Raw genomic sequence first — 16,239 nt, 5'->3', positions numbered from 1 at the left:
GCCGCTCGGTGATCAGGTCGAGGTACCACTCGGCGCCGTGTTCGAGCGCCAGGCCGTCGTCGGGCCAGTCCTCGTCGGCGAGGCAGAAGTGGTCGACCAGGTGGCCGGGCGCGATCTCCTGGTCGATGAACCGCAGCGGGACATTCCGCTCGGTCGCGATGCGGATGGCCTCGACGATGCCGTCACAGGGGGTGACGGGGAAGACCTCTCGCTGGTCGCTGTCGCTGAGGGAGGAGATGATCAGCGACACGCGCGGCAGCTTGGTGCGGACGGCCTCAAGGGTCGGCTCGCGGACCGACTCGGGCAGCCCCACCACGACCAGGTCCTGCTCGCCGAGCCGCAGCAGGCGCGCGGCCTGCTGTACCTGCACCGCGAAGTTGAGATGGTGGCGCAGGACGGGGACGAAATAGATGTTGCCCTGCTCCAGATAGGGAAGCGGACGATCCACGTGAGCACCTGCGCTCTCGTTTGCTCAGCTCTTCCGGCCGAGGATGAATGACGAGACCTTCTGCAGGACGCCGAGCTTCGCGCCGCCCACCTGCTGTTCGTAGCTCATGGCGTAGTTCATCAACGCGATCGCCTGCCGGACGGAGACGTCCGCCCGCTCCTCCTGCTGGTACCACTCCGTGAACGCGCTGAGGAAATCGGGCGACGGGTCCAGGCTGGCCTGGATGATCTGGTGCAGGTCCTCGAACGGCGGGTGGTCGATCTCGATGACAGGCAGCGTCCGCTGCTCGATGTACTCGGGCAGGACGTGCCCCGCGTTGCTCAACGACGGATTGAGCGCGCAGCAGAACCGGAAGCTCTTCCTGGCCTCCTGGTTCGGCGGCCCGATGTTGATGCCCGCCATCGCCGAGTAGATGTACTGCCGCCCGTCGAGCACCGAGGCCAGCGGGCTCAGCGCCCGCTCGGGGACCCGGTTGATCTCGTCGAAGAAGAACAGGCCGCCGGTGTAGAGGGCCGTCGAGAGCGGGCTGGCCCGGAGCGTCAGCGCGGGCACGGAGTCGGAGTACTCGGCCTTGGGATTGGGCGTCAGCAGCAGCACGAGGTCCTCCGGGGTGAGCTCCTCGTGGCCCTGGATGATGTAGAGAGGCAGGCCGAGCCGGCGGGCGATCTCGTACACGATCTCGTTCTTGCCCAGCCCCGGCGCGCCCTCCAGGCGGAAGCTGAGCGGCGGCACGTCGCTGTCGATGAAGTCGGTCCCGTCCGGGCGCACCCCCCACGCGACCCGGCACATCTGGAGCTCCTCCGCGCGGCCGACGAAGGTCCGCTCCGGGATCCTGGCCGGTTCCGCCAGCTCGATCACGGTGTCGCTGATCAGCACTTCGCGCGCCATACGCGTGTTCTCCTTCCTAATCCGTACGCCGCGCTCTCGCCACGCGGGCGGCGACGCGGAATCCCAGTCGGTGAAACCTGACGAGCGGATCGAACCAGCCGCCGATCAGCAGCCAGATGGGGTTGTGCGAACCCGCGGTCGAGCCGCCCTTCACCACGATCGACAGCCCCTTGTCCAGCGACGGCGCCCGAGGCAGGTCCTGCGCGGCCTGCTCCGTCGGGGACAGGACCGAGATCGCCGTGCCGCACCACTGCCACACGTTGCCGAAGAGGTCGTGGCACCCCAGCTCGTTCGCCTGGAACAGCCCCACCGGCGTCACCGCCCCATGGTCCAGCTGCTCCTGGTAGCGCCGGGTCATGTACGTCTTGATCGTCGAGACGAGCTCGTCGTCGAGATGGACCTGCCGCTCGGCGTCCGGCTCCGCCGGGGGAGCGCCGGCCCCGTCGAAGGCGGGCCTGCTTCCCTCCATCCAGCGCCTGATCCCGGCGAGCATCGACGAGCTGCCCCGCCGCGGGCCCGGCTGCTCGGCGGCGCCCTGGCCGAAGGCTTCGCGGGCCGTACGCAGGACCCGCTCGAAGATGCCGTCGTCGCCGTGCGCCGCCCGATCCCACTCGGCCGCGGACGGCAGCCGGTAGACGTGGCCGTCCTGCCGGCGGGTCAGCCACGCGCAGTAGGCCGCGGCCTCGAAGAAGTTGACCCCGGTGACCGGCTGGTTCGGCTGGTTGAGCCGGTTGTTCTGCCAGTAGCGGGGAAAGCGGATCTTGTTCGTCTGGACCCAGTCCCAGCCCTGTACGTGCCAGAAGCGCTCGTCGCGGTATCCGCCGCGTTCGACGAACATGGCGAACTCCATGTTCGTGACGGGGTAGCGGCCGACCTTGAACGGCTCCATCAGCTCGGAGCCGGGGATGTCGACCAGGCCGCGCAGCGGCGCGTCCACCGGGATCCGCGGATCGAGCCGGCCCAGCGTCCTGGCGTCCTCGATCCTGACCGCGAGGTCGTCGCTCCCGGCGATCCGGCGGGCCAGGAGCGCGGCCGTCCCGTGCTGGGCGGCCGGGCCCTCGACGGCCCGCTCGAGCACGCACTCGTGGGCCAGGCGCGGATCGACGTGCCGGCTGAGGAAGTCGGCCAGCTCGACCGCCTGCTCGCCGCGCAGCAGCCCCGCGAGGATCCTGAGCGCGTCCCCCCAGACGGCCGCGGCGCTCTCGCCGGCTCCGCTCAGCGCCGCGCCGAGCACGTCGGCCACGCCGGACTCGCCGATCTCCCGCGCCAGCTGCCTGGCCGCGAAATAGTCCCGCAGCGTGTCGAACCGGAACTCCAGGACACCGGGATCGTCGAGCCGCCGCAGCAGCCCGAGCGCGCGCCCGGCGGAGATCAGCTCCTGGTCCTCCGGTTCGTGGCCGAGCCGGTGGTGCTCCTGCGCGGTCTTCAGCTCCAGCGCCACCTCCGCCAGGCGGCTCTCGACGATCCTCCTGCGGTGGTCGGTGAGGACCCGCTGGCCGGAGCCGGCGACATAGAGGTCGATGATCTTCCGCAGGTTGGCGTTCTCGATGTCCTCGTCAGTGAGGTCGAGGTCGCAGATCAGCTTCAGCAGATGGGGGCTGCGCACGTACCGCGAGATGGGTTTGCCGTTCGCGGCCACCAGGTCGAGCAGCGACGGATGCCCGCGCCCCTCTTTCACGAACAGCCTCATCTGCGGTTCGCTCAGCTCCCGGAGCTCGGCCACGCCGAGCCGCGTCAGGCGGGCCATCCGGGCGTCGCGGCAGGCCAGCAGCACGGCCAGGTCCGGGTGCTGGTTGCGCAGGGTGCTCAGGTCGCTGGTGAGCCGGCGCTCGTTGGCGGGCGAGAGCCGGTCGACGTCGTCCAGCAGCAGCACGAGCGGGGAGCTGAACAGCCCGCCGAGCACGGCCGGCGTCCCGAGCTGGCCGACCAGCGCGTGGCAGGCCAGGCGGTGACGGTCCCCGGCCTCGTCGAACCGGCTGAAGGCGTCGTCGCCGAGCCGCTCGCCGATCTGGCGCCGCAGGCCGAACTCGCCGGCCTTGCCGAGCGTCACGTACAGCGGCAGGTAGGCCGGGACCCGCGCGCCGTGCACCGCCGGTCGCGGCAGCAGCCAGTGGCGCTCGATCTGCCGGAACGAGGCCGTCTTGCCCGTGCCGGTGGCGCCCGCCAGCAGCCCGTGTCTCATCATCGCGGGCAGCTCGACGGTCGATTCCACGAAGCCCACGACCGAGGTGCGCTGGCCGGCCGCTGGATCGCTCCACAGATCCGCCGACAGCGGGACGAACCCCTGACGTCGTGACCGGCACCGGCAGTGGCCTTCGAGCCGGAAGGCGATCTCGTAGAAGCCGGCCTCCGTCAGCCTGCGGGCGAAGCCGACCAGGAAGGCGAGCTCGTCGGTGTCGGTGACGCGGAGCCGGCCGCCCGTCATGCTCGCGAGGATCCTGGCGCTCTCGTGCGCGAGCGTGGCGCTGTTCGCGCTGAGCAGCGGGAACAGGACGTCTCTGCACGGGAGCCGGCCGCCCAGCAGCCGCTCGCACGACTGCGCGCGATGGGCGTGCGCCTCGGAGAACAACTCCGCCGAGCCGAAGATCCAGGCCGACTGGCGGCGTAACGTCTCGCGGTTCAGCCGGGACAGGACGAACCGGGGCAGCGCCACCACGACCCGGTGCCCGGCTTTCCTCGCCCTGGCCAGCAGCCGGTAGAGGTCGGGGCCGAAGTCGGCGGCGTCCGGCGCGAGGTGCCGCTCGGGCGGCGCTCCGGAGAAGTCGACCAGCATCGTGGCCGGGGCGAGCGCCTCGACGTCCACCTCCGCCGGGTCGGGCGAGGCGGCCTCGGCCGGCACGGTCAGCGCCTCGCCGTCGATCCAGACGGCGTCCGCGGCGTCCCCTGCGGTGGCGAGCAGGGTCGCCGGGACGTCGGCGGGAAAATCCATGATCAGTATGAGCGGCTGCCCGGGAGGGGCCGACTCCAGCCACCTCGCGTGGATGTCCTCGACCGGCACGGGCGCGGCCGCGCGCGCCGCCAGCTCGTCGAACGGCCGGAACAGCAGCGAGCGGAACCCCGCCACCTGGCCCGCCGGTGCGGCCTTCGCCCGGACCACGCCCGGCGGCCGTACGCCGGGCCGCCGGCCGGCCGCGTCGATGCGCGCGCAGAGCTGCCGGGCCACCTCGTGCTGCTCGGCCCCCGGCCGGATGGCGAGCAGCACCCGCTTCAGCAGGGCCGCGGGCAGCTGCCCGATCAGCCGGGAGGTGAACGCGCGCGGCGGGCCCTCCCACTGGATGTTCTCCAGCTCGGCCGACTGGATCAGCGCGGGCTTCAGCACCTCGCGATCCTCGAGCGTCCGCAGATGCGGCATCAGGTAGCGCAGGACGTCCTCGAAGAGGTCCTGGGGCAGCGCCGGCATGGCGTCAGCCCGTCAATCTCGCGACGACGTGCGGCGCGTTCTTGCCGAGGTCGTCGAGAATGGCGATGCTGGAGGTGCCCTCGTTCCGTAGATGATGGCGCCAGGTGCCCGGCTCCTTCAGGAGCCCGCCCCGGTGATGGATCCCGATCACCTCGAAATCGTTGGTGCACACCGGCGACCCGGACGATCCCGGCTGGGTCGGCGTGGTGTACTGGATCACCCGTGCGTCGGCGTAGGCCACGAAGTTGTTCTGGAACGAGATCTTCTTGTAGTGACCGCCCGGGTGCTGGATGATGTTCACCCGGTCACCCCGCTTCGTCCGCTCCGGCTTCAGCACCAGCGGGGTGAGGCCGGCCGGCGGGTCTCGCAGCTCGATCACGGTGAAATCCAGCTCCGGGTTCGTGTAGAACAGGCCGCCGGGCTCCGCGCCGCAGGTGCGCACCTCGGCCGGGCGGTTGTGCCGGTCGACCTGATAGTTGAACTCGTAGCCGGTCCGCTCCGCGGCCGGGCTGTCGGCGAGCACGTGGTTGTTCGTCATGAGCAGGTCACGCGTGATCATGAAACCCGTCCCGTACGAGGTGGGGGTGTCGAGGCGGACCACCGCCCGCGCCGCGTCGAGCGCGAGCTCCAGCATGAAGATCTCCCTGAGCGTGTTCTCGCCGATGATCTTCTCGCGGAGGTCGCCGGGCGGCTCCCGCCCGAGCCAGTGATCGGGGGCGCCGAGGTCCGCCGTCGGTTTCGTGTGGAACGGATAGCGCCGCAGCAGGCCGCGCAGGAACTCGGCGTCATCGCCGCCGCCCAGGTAGGACAGCAGCTTGTTGACGAGCACACCCAGCGTTTCCCGCCCCGGCTCGTCCTGGCCGAAGGTCTGCAGGCGTTCGACGACTCGCACCGCGACCGCGCGCGGAGCCCCGTCGAGATTGAGCGAGGACACCACGTCGTCCTTGCGAGGTGTCCCGGCGAAGACGTCGGTCACCAGGTCGACACGGTTCTGGGCCGTCTGGAACTCCGGCATCGTGCTGAGAATGCCGGCCGCGCGCCCGAAATCCTCAGGGCTGAGCCTGATGCTCACCGGCCTCTCCAGAAGACGTGGGGGCGAAAGCAGGCACCGAGAGCCGTGATCTAGTCTCTCGCGGGCATCAGCGTAAACGACCGGTGGCGGAAGGTAAACAAGGAGGGTTCAGCGATTATGGAGACGGTGGAAGTCGGCGAGGCTCTGGCGGTAGAAGGCGAGATCGCTCTCCAGCTTCGCCCTCGTCAGCCTGCCGGGCTCCGACTCTCGCAGCGACCTGCCCATCTCGCTCCAGAACGCATCCGGAGGCAGCTCGGCGGCGTCGCCGGGGAAGAACTTCAGCGCCTCCGCCACGGCGTCGGCCGCGAACTGCCAGCCGTCGGCGACCTCGTCGAACCCGCCGGTGTCCGACGGGTCGGCGGCGAAGAACAGCCCGGACTCCAGGGCCCTGCTCGCGTACGTGCCGGCGATGAGGACCCACTGGCCGGGGTCGATCAGCTCCGACAGGCCGAAGCCGAAGGTCAGGTCCTCCTCCTGGGTCCCCGCCTCCGCCTCGTACGGGACCAGCACCTCCGTCTCGCCGAGCCGCACCAGCCAGCCGTCCGCCTCCTGCGCGACCTCCGCCCGCCGCGACGCGCCCGGCTCGCCGTCGGGCGCCGTCAGGTCGAGATAGACGTACGCCTCCACCAGCGAGCGGGCCAGCCCCTGCTCAGGCATGCCGGACCGCCAGATCCCGGTAGGTGTCCCTGACGATCAGCAGCCGGTCGAGCTCGAACCTGCCGGGCTCGGCCGCCCGCACCTGCCGCCCGCGCTGGGACCAGAACCCGTCGGCCGGCACCGCGTCCGCGCCGGGCGGGACGAACTTGACGACCTCCTCGACGGCCGCGGCCGCGACCCGCAGCGTGCGTACGGCCTCGGCCGGGTCGTCCGCAGGCACGTTGCCCGCCGTCAGGTCGGCCACCCACAGCCACTCGCCCGCGTCCAGCAGCTCCGACGGCTCCGGCCCGCCGAACGTCGGGTAGCCGGCGGGCGGCACCGGCCGCTCGGGCAGCCCGAACAGGTGCTCCCTCGGCGTCCCGCACTTCCCGCACGCGCCCGCGTAGCGGCTGACCAGCTGTCCCTCGACGCTGACGAGCCCGCTGCGCCAGGTGGTGTCCACCTCGCCGCAGGCGCACGGGTGCAGGTCGAGGTAGAGGTGTGCCTCGTCCCTCGTCCGCGCCACCGCGAATGTCATAGCCGTCCTCTCCTCGGAAGTCCCATCATGCCGGAAAGCCCCGCCCGCGCACGCCCGGCCCGGGCCCGGTCGGTCATACCGGATGGCGTCGCCCGCGCACGCTGGTCCGGGCCGGTCATACCGGTACGGCCTGTGGCTCGGCCGGCGCGCGCTCCGGCCATTCCGTTCCGGTCCGCGGGCGTCCCTGGTCCTGGTCCCGGTCCCGGTTCTGGTTCTGGTTCTGGTCCGTCACGGCCCGCAGGCCGCACGTGCACGGCTCGCCGGCCGGGCAGCGGCATTCCTGGTCCGGGAACCAGCCGGTCGTGTTGGCGAGCACGCGCAGGTGGTTCAGGTACGCGGGCCAGTCCCGCGGGCGCCGGCCGTCGGCGAGCGCGGTCAGCTCGGCCGCCACCGGGGCAGGGATGAGCCGCCACATCTCGGGACGCGCTGCGGTGACCAGGTCGAACAGCACACCGAGCCGCGCGGGCCGCTGCGCCGCGGTGGCCGCCCGCGCCTGGCGTACGGCCTCGTGCAGCTCGGCCATGGCCGCGTTGTCGGCGGCCGGCGCCCCCAGCGCCGCGGCGACCGCCGCCGCGGCCGTCGCGGCGGCGGCCCGCTCGTTAGCGCCGACCGTACGCCGGTCGTCCACCTGGAACGCCAGCATCCCCGGGCCGGGACCGTGATCCTGGCCCGAGCGCACCTCGACGGGGATGGGCGCGCGGCCGGGCAGCACGATGTCCATCAGGCCGGGACCGAACACGTGCACCCGGGCGCCCATGAGCGCCGCGCCACGCGCCATGGCCCTGGCCGAGGCCGCCTCCGGCAGCGTCGATGGACCGCGGATGGCCTCCACGTGCCGGGCCGTCAGCTCGCCCGCCCGGGCGAGTGCCACCAGCCTGGCCGCCGACCCGGGCTGCCCGGGCGCGAGTCCGGCCCGCTCGACCTCGGCCCGCAAGGCCGCCGTCCAGGCGCGCCCGTCGAGCGGCCCGGCCTCGGCCACCGCGCCGACGAGCCCGCGGATCCGCGCGAGCAGCACCGCCTCCTGCTCACCGGCCACGCGCGCCGGACCCTGGCCGGGCACGGTGGCGGCCGGGTCGGCGGCGGGGCGGGCGGCCGAATGGGCAGCAGGTCGGGCCGGGTGGGCGGCAGGGTGGACGGCCGAACTGGCGGCAGGGTGGCCGGGCATGGTCGCCGCGTGGGCCGCGACCCGCTCGGCCACCGCGATGGCCGTCTTCGCCCCGCCGCCGCCGGGCAGCTGGAGCACGAGCCGGTCCGGTGCCTGCGGGCCGGCGACGGTCACCTCAGCCGCGTCCGGCGCGCCCGGGGTCAGCGCGAGGGTGAAGGAGTCGCCGCGAACGGTCACGGTGAACTCGTCCGGCCGGCCCGCCACCGGAGCCACCCCGGCGACCCCGGCCGTCTCCGCCAGCCGGGCGAGCCCGGCCGCGGAGGTGTCCAGCCCCGCGGACGTCCTGGAGTTGAGCAGGCGGGCGATCCGGCCCTGCGGCGGGACGACGGGTGGCACCCGCGGGCCCGTTCCCCACGGCGGCGGGGGCGGCGTGTGGCCGCGCCGCGCGACGTCGGTGGCGATGGCGTCGATCGCGTCCGCCAGGCGCGCCCGCGTGCCGGTGTCGCCCGCGGCCCGCCACTTCTGCGACAGGTGGGCGTGCTCGTTCAGGCGCGGGATCAGGCAGTGGTCGGTGCCCTCGGCCTGCTGCTCCGACAGCGACGTCCTGATGACGCCCTGCGGCGCTCCCGCCGCCGCCGCCGTAGCCGCCTGCGCGACGTGCGACAGCTCGTGCACCAGGATGGACGACACGAGGTCCGGGTGCACGCGCTTCCAGATCCGCAGCAGGTGCGGATCCTCGGGTGTGCCGGCCCGCAGCTCCGTGGCGGCGTTGAGCCCTTCGCCCGGGTCCTCGATGAGCACCCGTACGTTCTCGTCGGGGCCGGCGGCGATCTGGAGGGCCACCACGTCGTCCCCGGGCCAGTTCAGGTTCGCGGCCGCCCCGCCCAGGTCGCTCGCGGTGACGGGCTGCCCGCGCACCTCGGCCAGGCTCAGGTCGGGAACCCCCGCCGGCCGGGCCGACCTGCTGAACGGCGTCCCCTCGATCGCGGGCGAGGGCACGCCGGACGCGGGCGCGCCGGGTGCTGCGGTGCCGGGTGCTGCGGTGCCGGGTACTGCGGTGCCGGATGCTGCGGTGCCGGGCGCGGGCACGCCGGCTGACGGCACCGCGGGCGCGGGCGTGGCCGGGGTCGCGGGGCCGGCGGGCCAGACCGGGTCGCCGGGCTCGGCCGGCGCCACCCCGAGCTGCGCCAGCGCGGCCACCACCTGCTGGGTGAAGGTCCCCGGCTCCTCGGAGTTCATGAAGACGTCCCGCAGGTCCACCCCCGCCTGATCGGCCGCGTTCAGCACCTCTGGCGAGAGGGTGGTGAATGCCTCGGCGAAGCCGCCGTCGGGCTGCTCGGCGTACAGCGACCCGTCGGGAGCGGCCCGGTACCGGTGGATGCCGTCCGCCTCGCGGACCGCCACCCGCGCCACGGCGCCGCGTTCCCTGGCGGCCAGGCGCGCCTCTCCGAGGATCTGGATCAGCCCGTGCCGGTCCCGGCCGGGCGCGAAGGGGAACGTCGGCCATTCCTGCGTGTCGCCGCGCGGGGGCGCGAGCCGTACGCCCGCCTCCATCCGCGAGCGCAGCTCCTCGATCTCCTCCCCGAAGAGGGTCACGTACACCTCCCCGCTGGTGGCGCTGGGCAGGTGCACGGGCTTGCCGACGGCGTGCTCGTTGCCGTCGCGCAGCCGCGCCATGTGCTGGAACGTGAGGTCGTAGTCCACCCTGAGCCGGACGGTGTACGCCTTGCCCGTCTCGAAGCCGCTGCGCTCGCGGCGCGCCCCGTGGTGGTCGGTGACGCTCTCCGAGGCCTGCTCCCCGCCTTGCACGCGGCCGCTGAAGCCCGACTGCCCGTCCTTCATGTTGCCGTTCGCCCCGACCGGCAGCACGCGGCCACGGGACACGGTCACGTTCTGGGCGTCGGCCTTCCTGTCCACCTGGCCCTTCTCCGCGTCGAACGGCCCGCTCACCACGGTGAGGTCCGACATCCTGGCCCGGATGTTGACCTGGGTCCCCTGGTCGTGGAACTTCGGCCGGGCCGTCCGCACGAGTACGGCCCCGTCCGGCCCCGCCATCCGTTCGAACGCGCTCAGCAGCGCCGACGGAGACAGCCGCCTGACCAGCTCGGACCGGCTCTCCTCGACCGCCTTGGCGCCCAGCATCTTGCTCAGGCGGGCGGTGACGACGTCGAGCAGGGTGGGCCTGTCCGGGTGCTGCCACAGCGCCTCCGGGAAGTGCCCGGGGTGCAGCTCGACCTCCCGCGGGTCGGGAACGGTGACGACCGGCCCCGGATCCTGGTCGGCCGGCCTGATCATGCCGGTCGGGATGCGCCGTACCAGCGAGGCGTGGTAGACGACGGGGGGAGTGGCCCGGGTGATGCGCCGCAGGGAGGCGGCCTTGAACCTGCCCCTGAACCGGCCCGTGTGCACCGGCCTGCGTTCGACCTCGATGACCAGCCGCATGTTCTGCTGCACGCGGTCGAGACCGTTGAACTGCGCCGTCCGCTGCACCCGCGTCGACTGCTGGTTGACCGAGCCCGAGTACGAGCGGCTCCGGTCCGTTCCGACGCCGAGCCCGGAGCCGTCGGCGTGGTCCTCGTTCCCGTAGTCCAGGCCCGCCGAGTAGGAGCCGTTGTACGACTCGGAGTGGGTGCGGTCGTTGTAGCGGTAATGCTGGACGATGATCCCGGCCTGCGACGTGTGCGTGAGGAACCTCCCCCTGCCCGGATCCGCGCCGTCGTCGGGCTCCAGGCGTACCCTGACCGTCACCTCCTCCGTCTGCGAGACCTGCGTGCCGGTCCGCACGTGATAGCTCTTCTCGAAGCCGCGCGGCGACCACATGTCGGTGACGCGGATCAGCGCGGCGTCGTCGGAGAAGTCGACGTCCAGCTCCGAGGTCAGCGTCGGGCTGGCGGTCAGCGCGTCCGGCGCGGTGGCGCGCACGGCGTCCCGCACGGCGTCGATCAGCGCCACGGGCTCGCCCTGCGCGTCGGTCAGGTCGAGCGACTCGACCGTGCTCACGCCCACGGTCCTGTCGTACGGCGCCGCCAGCACGACGTCCCTGGCGCGGTCGATCAGCTCCGTGGCCTCGCTCAGCGTCTTGCTGAGCTGCCGCTCCCCGTGCGCCTCGCCCGGCCGGCCCAGGCCCGTCAGCTCCCTGAGCTTGCCGAGCAGGGCCTTCGGCGTGTGCCGCGCGGCGTGCGAGACGTCCTCGCCGGCCGCCCGCGCCTCGGCGATCTCCTTGACGTAGCGCTGGACCAGCGGCACGGCGACGCTCTTGTCGAGGTCCAGGTTGCCGTTGAGCAGGCGTTCGATCGCGTCCGATACCAGGGTGCTCGGCAGGTCGAGGTCGCCTTCGGCGTACATGAGGAGCGCGTCGTACTCGGGCAGCGAGAACAGCGCGGTGCCCTGCGCGGTGTCCGTCAGGGTCTGGCCGAGCGGGATCCGGTCCGGGACCGGCAGCATGTTCGCCGCGCTCTCCGAGCCGGTGAGAGTGAGGTTCACGGCGGCCCGCAGGATGTACTGGCGGCCGGTCTCGATCGTGAGCTCCTCGGTGCCCCAGATGTCGAGGATCGAGGTGGAGTTGGAGGTGCCGCCCGACCGGGACGGCAGCCCGAGGCTGCCGCTGTCGCTCGCCGTGCCGCCGTTGTCGAGGTCGCCGGCGCTCGTCGACACGCCGGTGGTGTGGCCGGTCGAGCCGCTCCACGACACGCCCGCGCTGCTCAGCCCGAACAGGATGTTGCCGTTCACGTGGTCGACGACGGCCAGCACCTCCGTCTCGCCGACCTCGCCCGCCACCGTCAGCTCCGACCGGGTGGGCGTCCCGTCGGCGCGGATGCCCAGCCTGGTGGAGATCGCCTGGCGCAGCACCTTGGGGTGGGCGACGAGGTTGCGCACGTTCAGGAACGCCGTCAGATGCTGGAACGCCACCGAGTCGGCGCGCATCCCCCTCGGCAGCACCCGCTGCGCCGTGTCCAGCACGCCCTTGGCGTCCATGTGCAGGAGCTTGGCCCGCGACAGCAGCCTCTTGGACATCGTGCCCAGAGGCGCGGGCGCCGAAGGGGTCGCCGACGGGAGCAGGTCGGCGGCGAACAGCAGCCTGGCACTTCCCCGCCCCGACGCCAGCTCCTCGGTCTCGCCGTTGTGCAGCAGCTCGACCTTGAGGTCGTGCGCCACCGAGAAGATCGCGACCGGGCCGGTGTTCTCCTGCAGCGTCACCACGTTGACCGTGCCGCCGTCGCTGGAGCCCGTCGTACGGGTGTGGCTGCCGCCGCTGTTGACGCCCACCCCGTGGGACAGCCCGTCGTGGCCCCCGTCGGGGCCGTCGCTCTCGCGGACGGAGGCGTTGCCCGCGTACGTTCTGGAGTGGCTGACGGACCGCGCCGAGGTGTCCGAGCCGATGTCGAGGTTGACCACCGTCTCCGTGTCCGAGTACCCGATGTAGCGGGTGTCGCTGAAGTCCTGCTGCAGCGACACCCGCAGCACGTAGTGCTCGGGGGCGGCGTTCAGGCCGTGCAGCTCCAGGTCCACGCCGACGTCGTCCCCCTGGGCCAGCGAGTCGTAGGCCGACCGGATGCGGTGGTCGGAGAGCTGCTCCTCGACCTCCTGCAGGTTGAGGATCTGACTGGCGCGGACGAGCCGGTTGGAGTCGTACTGCGGCACGCCGTTGACGATCTTCGGGATGATGCCGCGCTCGGCGAGCTTGTCCAGGACGTCCTGCCTGACCTGGCGCAGCCCGCTGATCTCCTGGACGAGGGCGGGGCCCGCGCCGCGCATCTGCCCGGGCCCGTCGCCGAGCCACTCGGGCAGCTCCGCCCTGCGCCCCGGCGGCGGTCCCGGCCGCGGATCGCCGCGCAGCACCTGGTTGCCGTCCGCGTCCAGGAGCGGCACGCCGTTCTGGTAGATCAGCGCCGCCCGGTCGACGGGCAGTCCGAAGCGGTAGGCGGCCGACTCGCGCATGCTGACCACCGCCGTGTGCCGCACCGGCCGCAGCCGCACGGGCGGCTTGCCGAACTCCTCCACGATGAACGTGGTCTCCAGCACCAGCCGGTAGCTCTGCTTGGGGGCGGTCTTGCGGTGCACGCTCGGGTGGATCGCCTGTTTGGCGGCCGTGGCCCCGTACGAGCGGGACGCCGATCTGGCGCCCTTCGCCTTGGGGCCGATCGTGGGCTGGTACGGGCCGACGTCGACGCCCTTCAGCGCGTCATGGTTGACCCCGGCCTCGGCACTCACCTCGATCGACCCGCCCGACGACGCCCCGCCGGGCAGCGCGACGAAGTCGACGAGCACCTCCTCCTCGAACTCCTCCGCGCTCGGCCCGCCCAGCGGCTCGGAGGCCACCAGCACGACCCTGGTCTCGGCGCGCACCCGGGAGTGCGGCTGGCCGCCCCTGGTGAAGGTGCGGTCGAACCCGCCGTTCACCGCGTCGCGCAACCGGTGGGGGAACTCGTTGGTGAGGAACATGCGCAGCTTGTCGCGCGGTACGGAGCCGATCCGCGCGTAGTCGCCGCCGAGCGCGTCCGCGATCTGGTCGAGCGTGGCCTCCATGTCGCTCATGCTGGTCAGCACGTGGTTGGGCATCTCCGGGTTCCGCCGGGCGTCGTCGACCCAGGCCAGCTTGCGCGGCGGCTGGTCGGTGAAGGAGTGGGAGACCCACAGCCGCTGCGAGGAGGCGTCGCCGGGGTCGCCCGAGCTCACGGTCGTGGTGTCCCGCCAGCCTTCCGACTGCCTCGTGCGGATCTCGACGGTCCAGGTCGCGGCGGCGTCGAACAGCAGGGACTCGCCCCTGTTGTCGGAGACGGCGCCGCCCTGCGCGTACGTCCCCGCGCCGCCCGACGCCGACCAGTTGCGCCCCGCGGTCCCGGCGATCTCGACGCCCAGCAGCTCGGTCACCGTCCTGGGCCACTCGCCCTCGTTCATGAACTGGGCGAGGACGCCCGTGTTGAAGCCGACCGCGAACCCGCCGCTGCCCGCCTCGGTCGCGGAGACCGTGCGGCCCGACTGGAAGAACAGGCCCACCATCATCTCGGACGCCTTGATGCCCGGGTCCAGCACCTCGACCAGGTCGGACAGCGTGAGCCGGACCCGCACCTCGGCCGCCTTGGCACCCTCGCCCACGCGCAGCACGACGCCGTCGGGGGAGACGACCTTGTGGAAGTCGGCCCGCAGAGCGCGCTCCAGCTCGTCGGCGGTGAACTGGTGCCCGTTCCCGTTGCGCGCCAGGAGGCCGTTGACGGTGGCGGTGAGCTTCCCGAGATGGGCCAGCCGGCCGGCGGGCACGGCCGTGGAAAGGCTGAGCTCGTGCGGCAGTGCCGCGGTCAGCGCGTCCAGGTAGCCCTGGTGGCGGCGGGTCGCCTCGGCCGACAGCCGGGCGGCGATGGCGTCCATGCCGACCTCGCCGTACTGGGCGGGCCGGCCGGCCTGGCTCATCGCCGCGAGCAGCTGCTCGTAGGCCTGCCGGGCCCGCGTCGCCTCCGTCAGCGCGGCCTCGTACGCGGCGGCGATCCTGGCGTGCCGGGCCTGCGTGGCGCGGTGCGAGCGGTTCTGCTGGCGGGCCTTGCGGGCGCGCTCGAAGCGGCCCTGGTCGTGCTGCTTCTGCGCCCTGCGCGCCTGGCGGGTGGCCTTGCGCGCGTTCCGGCCGGCCTCCTCCGCGCTGGCGGTCTTCGCGGCGATCTGCTGCTGGATCGCGTGCTCCGCCCCTTCGAGGGCCGCGATGACCTTCCGCACCTCTTGGGCGGCGGGGTTGTCGCCGAGTAAGTCCGGCGCCTGTTGCGAGCGGGTGGCCTGCTGGGGAGCCCAGGGCGGCAGGGGCGGGGTCTCACCGTGCTCGCGCACCTTGCGGGCCAGGCCGTCGATGTCCACGGCGAGCAGCCGCTGCTCCGGAACGGTCGTGGCCTGCCGCCACTTCTCGGCCAGGAAGGCCAGCTCGTTGAGCTGGGCGGGCAGGCACGCGTTCTGGGTGGGACCGCGGTCGCCCTTGCGCCGCAGGACGCCCTGCCGCCTGGGCGAGGCCACCTCTTGGAGGGTGTCGGTGATCTCGTGCAGCCACACCCTGGCGAGCTGGTCGCCGGCGATGCGCGGCCCGAAGTGGACCAGGTGCGGGTCCCCCTCGGTTCCGGTCCTGACCTTGGTCTCCGCCATGAGCTCGGGGTGCGGATTGCCGACGACGGCGCGGAAGTGGTGGGTGCCGTTCGTCTCCGTGCGCACGATCAGCGTCCGGCCGTCCTGCGACAGGGTGAGGCTGATCACGCCCTGGTCGAGGAAGTGGCCGGCGAGCAGCTCGCGCACCGCGTCCCACACCTCGTCGAGCTCCAGGTCGGGGCCCTCGCGGCCGTCGTTCACGTACCGGGTGCCGGCGACCGTCCTGGAGGTGACGGTGCCGGGCTTGCTCGTGTACGCGGGGACGCTCTCGCCGTCCTGCGCCGTCATGACGTCCTGCACCGTCTCGCTCGCCTCGGCGATCGTCAGCATGGCCACGGCCTCCGCCTGGAGGTCGGCGGGATCCTGGACGTCCTCGGCCAGCATGTCGAGCGCCGCGCGGATGCGGCTCATGAGGGCGGCCGGGATCACGCGGACGCCGCCGTTCCCGGCGGGGACGAGCAGGTCGCCGGAGGGGCCGAGCACCGCGTCCGCGAAGTCCGTGGTCAGCGCGCCGATCAGCGCCACCCGGGCACGAGCGGCGGGTGGCGCGGTGTCGGCGGTGTCGGCGCCGTTCGTCTGCGTGGTCACAGCGTCCGGCTGCGTGGTGACGGCGTCCGGCTGGGCCGCGCTCTCGCCGGTCTGTGCGGCGGCGTCCGGCTGGGCGGCGTTCTCATCGGTCTGCGCCGAGGGGCCGTCCGGTTGCGCGGTGGTGTCGCTCGCCTCGTCGGTGGTGCTGTCGGGCGCGGGCGATGCGGCGTCGGGGTCCGGGTTCTCCGCCGTCGTGGGGTCCGCGCCGGACTCCGGTGCCGCGGCGCCGCTCTTGCGCGAGACCTGCTCCGGGTCCGTGTCCTGGCCCGTGTCCTGGCCCGTGTCCTGGTCCAGGTCCTGGTCCTGGTCGGCGTCCGGGTCCGCGTTCGGGTCGGTGTTCTGGGCGTTGTTCGTGCCTGCGGCCGGGCCCGTGCCGGGCGCCGAGGGCGTACCCCTGGCGTGGTCAGGGGCGGCGGACGATCGGCGGGCGGGGTCGTCCGGGGCC

At 72.9% G+C, this 16,239-nt stretch carries 6 protein-coding genes and 1 pseudogene; all 7 read right to left on the bottom strand.

What is annotated here, in order from left to right; translation table 11 throughout:
* The coding region (locus ETD85_RS49645; RefSeq protein ID WP_206059366.1) for a hypothetical protein at positions 1-448 on the bottom strand (448 nt) is incomplete at its 3' end.
* A 24-nt stretch (positions 449-472) separates the two neighbouring features.
* Entirely contained in the window at positions 473-1,336 is an 864-nt protein-coding gene (locus ETD85_RS49640; protein ID WP_138696841.1) for an AAA family ATPase, read from the bottom strand.
* Positions 1,337-1,352: 16 nt separating this feature from the next.
* Positions 1,353-4,736, bottom strand: coding sequence for an SUMF1/EgtB/PvdO family nonheme iron enzyme (locus ETD85_RS63860; protein WP_170247270.1), 3,384 nt, complete (start codon positions 4,734-4,736; stop codon positions 1,353-1,355).
* A 4-nt stretch (positions 4,737-4,740) separates the two neighbouring features.
* Positions 4,741-5,808, bottom strand: coding sequence for a trypsin-like peptidase domain-containing protein (locus ETD85_RS49625; RefSeq protein WP_138696840.1), 1,068 nt, complete (start codon positions 5,806-5,808; stop codon positions 4,741-4,743).
* Positions 5,809-5,916: 108 nt separating this feature from the next.
* Complete coding sequence (locus ETD85_RS49620; RefSeq protein ID WP_138696839.1) at positions 5,917-6,465, bottom strand: hypothetical protein; 549 nt, start codon at positions 6,463-6,465, stop codon at positions 5,917-5,919.
* Positions 6,458-6,982: a hypothetical protein gene (locus ETD85_RS49615; RefSeq protein WP_138696838.1), complete on the bottom strand. Its 525-nt coding sequence runs from the start codon at positions 6,980-6,982 to the stop codon at positions 6,458-6,460. The genes ETD85_RS49620 and ETD85_RS49615 overlap by 8 nt, the downstream gene beginning before the upstream one ends.
* 115 nt (positions 6,983-7,097) lie before the next feature.
* Positions 7,098-16,239, bottom strand: a pseudogene (locus tag ETD85_RS63855) (hypothetical protein); the annotation flags it as partial.

The sequence above is a fragment of the Nonomuraea zeae genome (assembly GCF_005889725.1).
Lineage (GTDB): Bacteria > Actinomycetota > Actinomycetes > Streptosporangiales > Streptosporangiaceae > Nonomuraea > Nonomuraea zeae.
The sequence above is the reverse complement of the archived record's forward strand: the minus strand, read 5'-3'. Positions and strand labels throughout refer to the sequence as shown.

Bases quoted from the DNA above. Each gene is read 5' to 3' on its own strand.
- ETD85_RS63860 (WP_170247270.1), bottom strand. From the start codon at position 4,736: ATGCCGGCGCTGCCCCAGGACCTCTTCGAGGACGTCCTGCGCTACCTG.
- ETD85_RS49620 (WP_138696839.1), bottom strand. From the start codon at position 6,465: ATGCCTGAGCAGGGGCTGGCCCGCTCGCTGGTGGAGGCGTACGTCTAT.
- ETD85_RS49640 (WP_138696841.1), bottom strand. From the start codon at position 1,336: ATGGCGCGCGAAGTGCTGATCAGCGACACCGTGATCGAGCTGGCGGAA.
- ETD85_RS49615 (WP_138696838.1), bottom strand. From the start codon at position 6,982: ATGACATTCGCGGTGGCGCGGACGAGGGACGAGGCACACCTCTACCTC.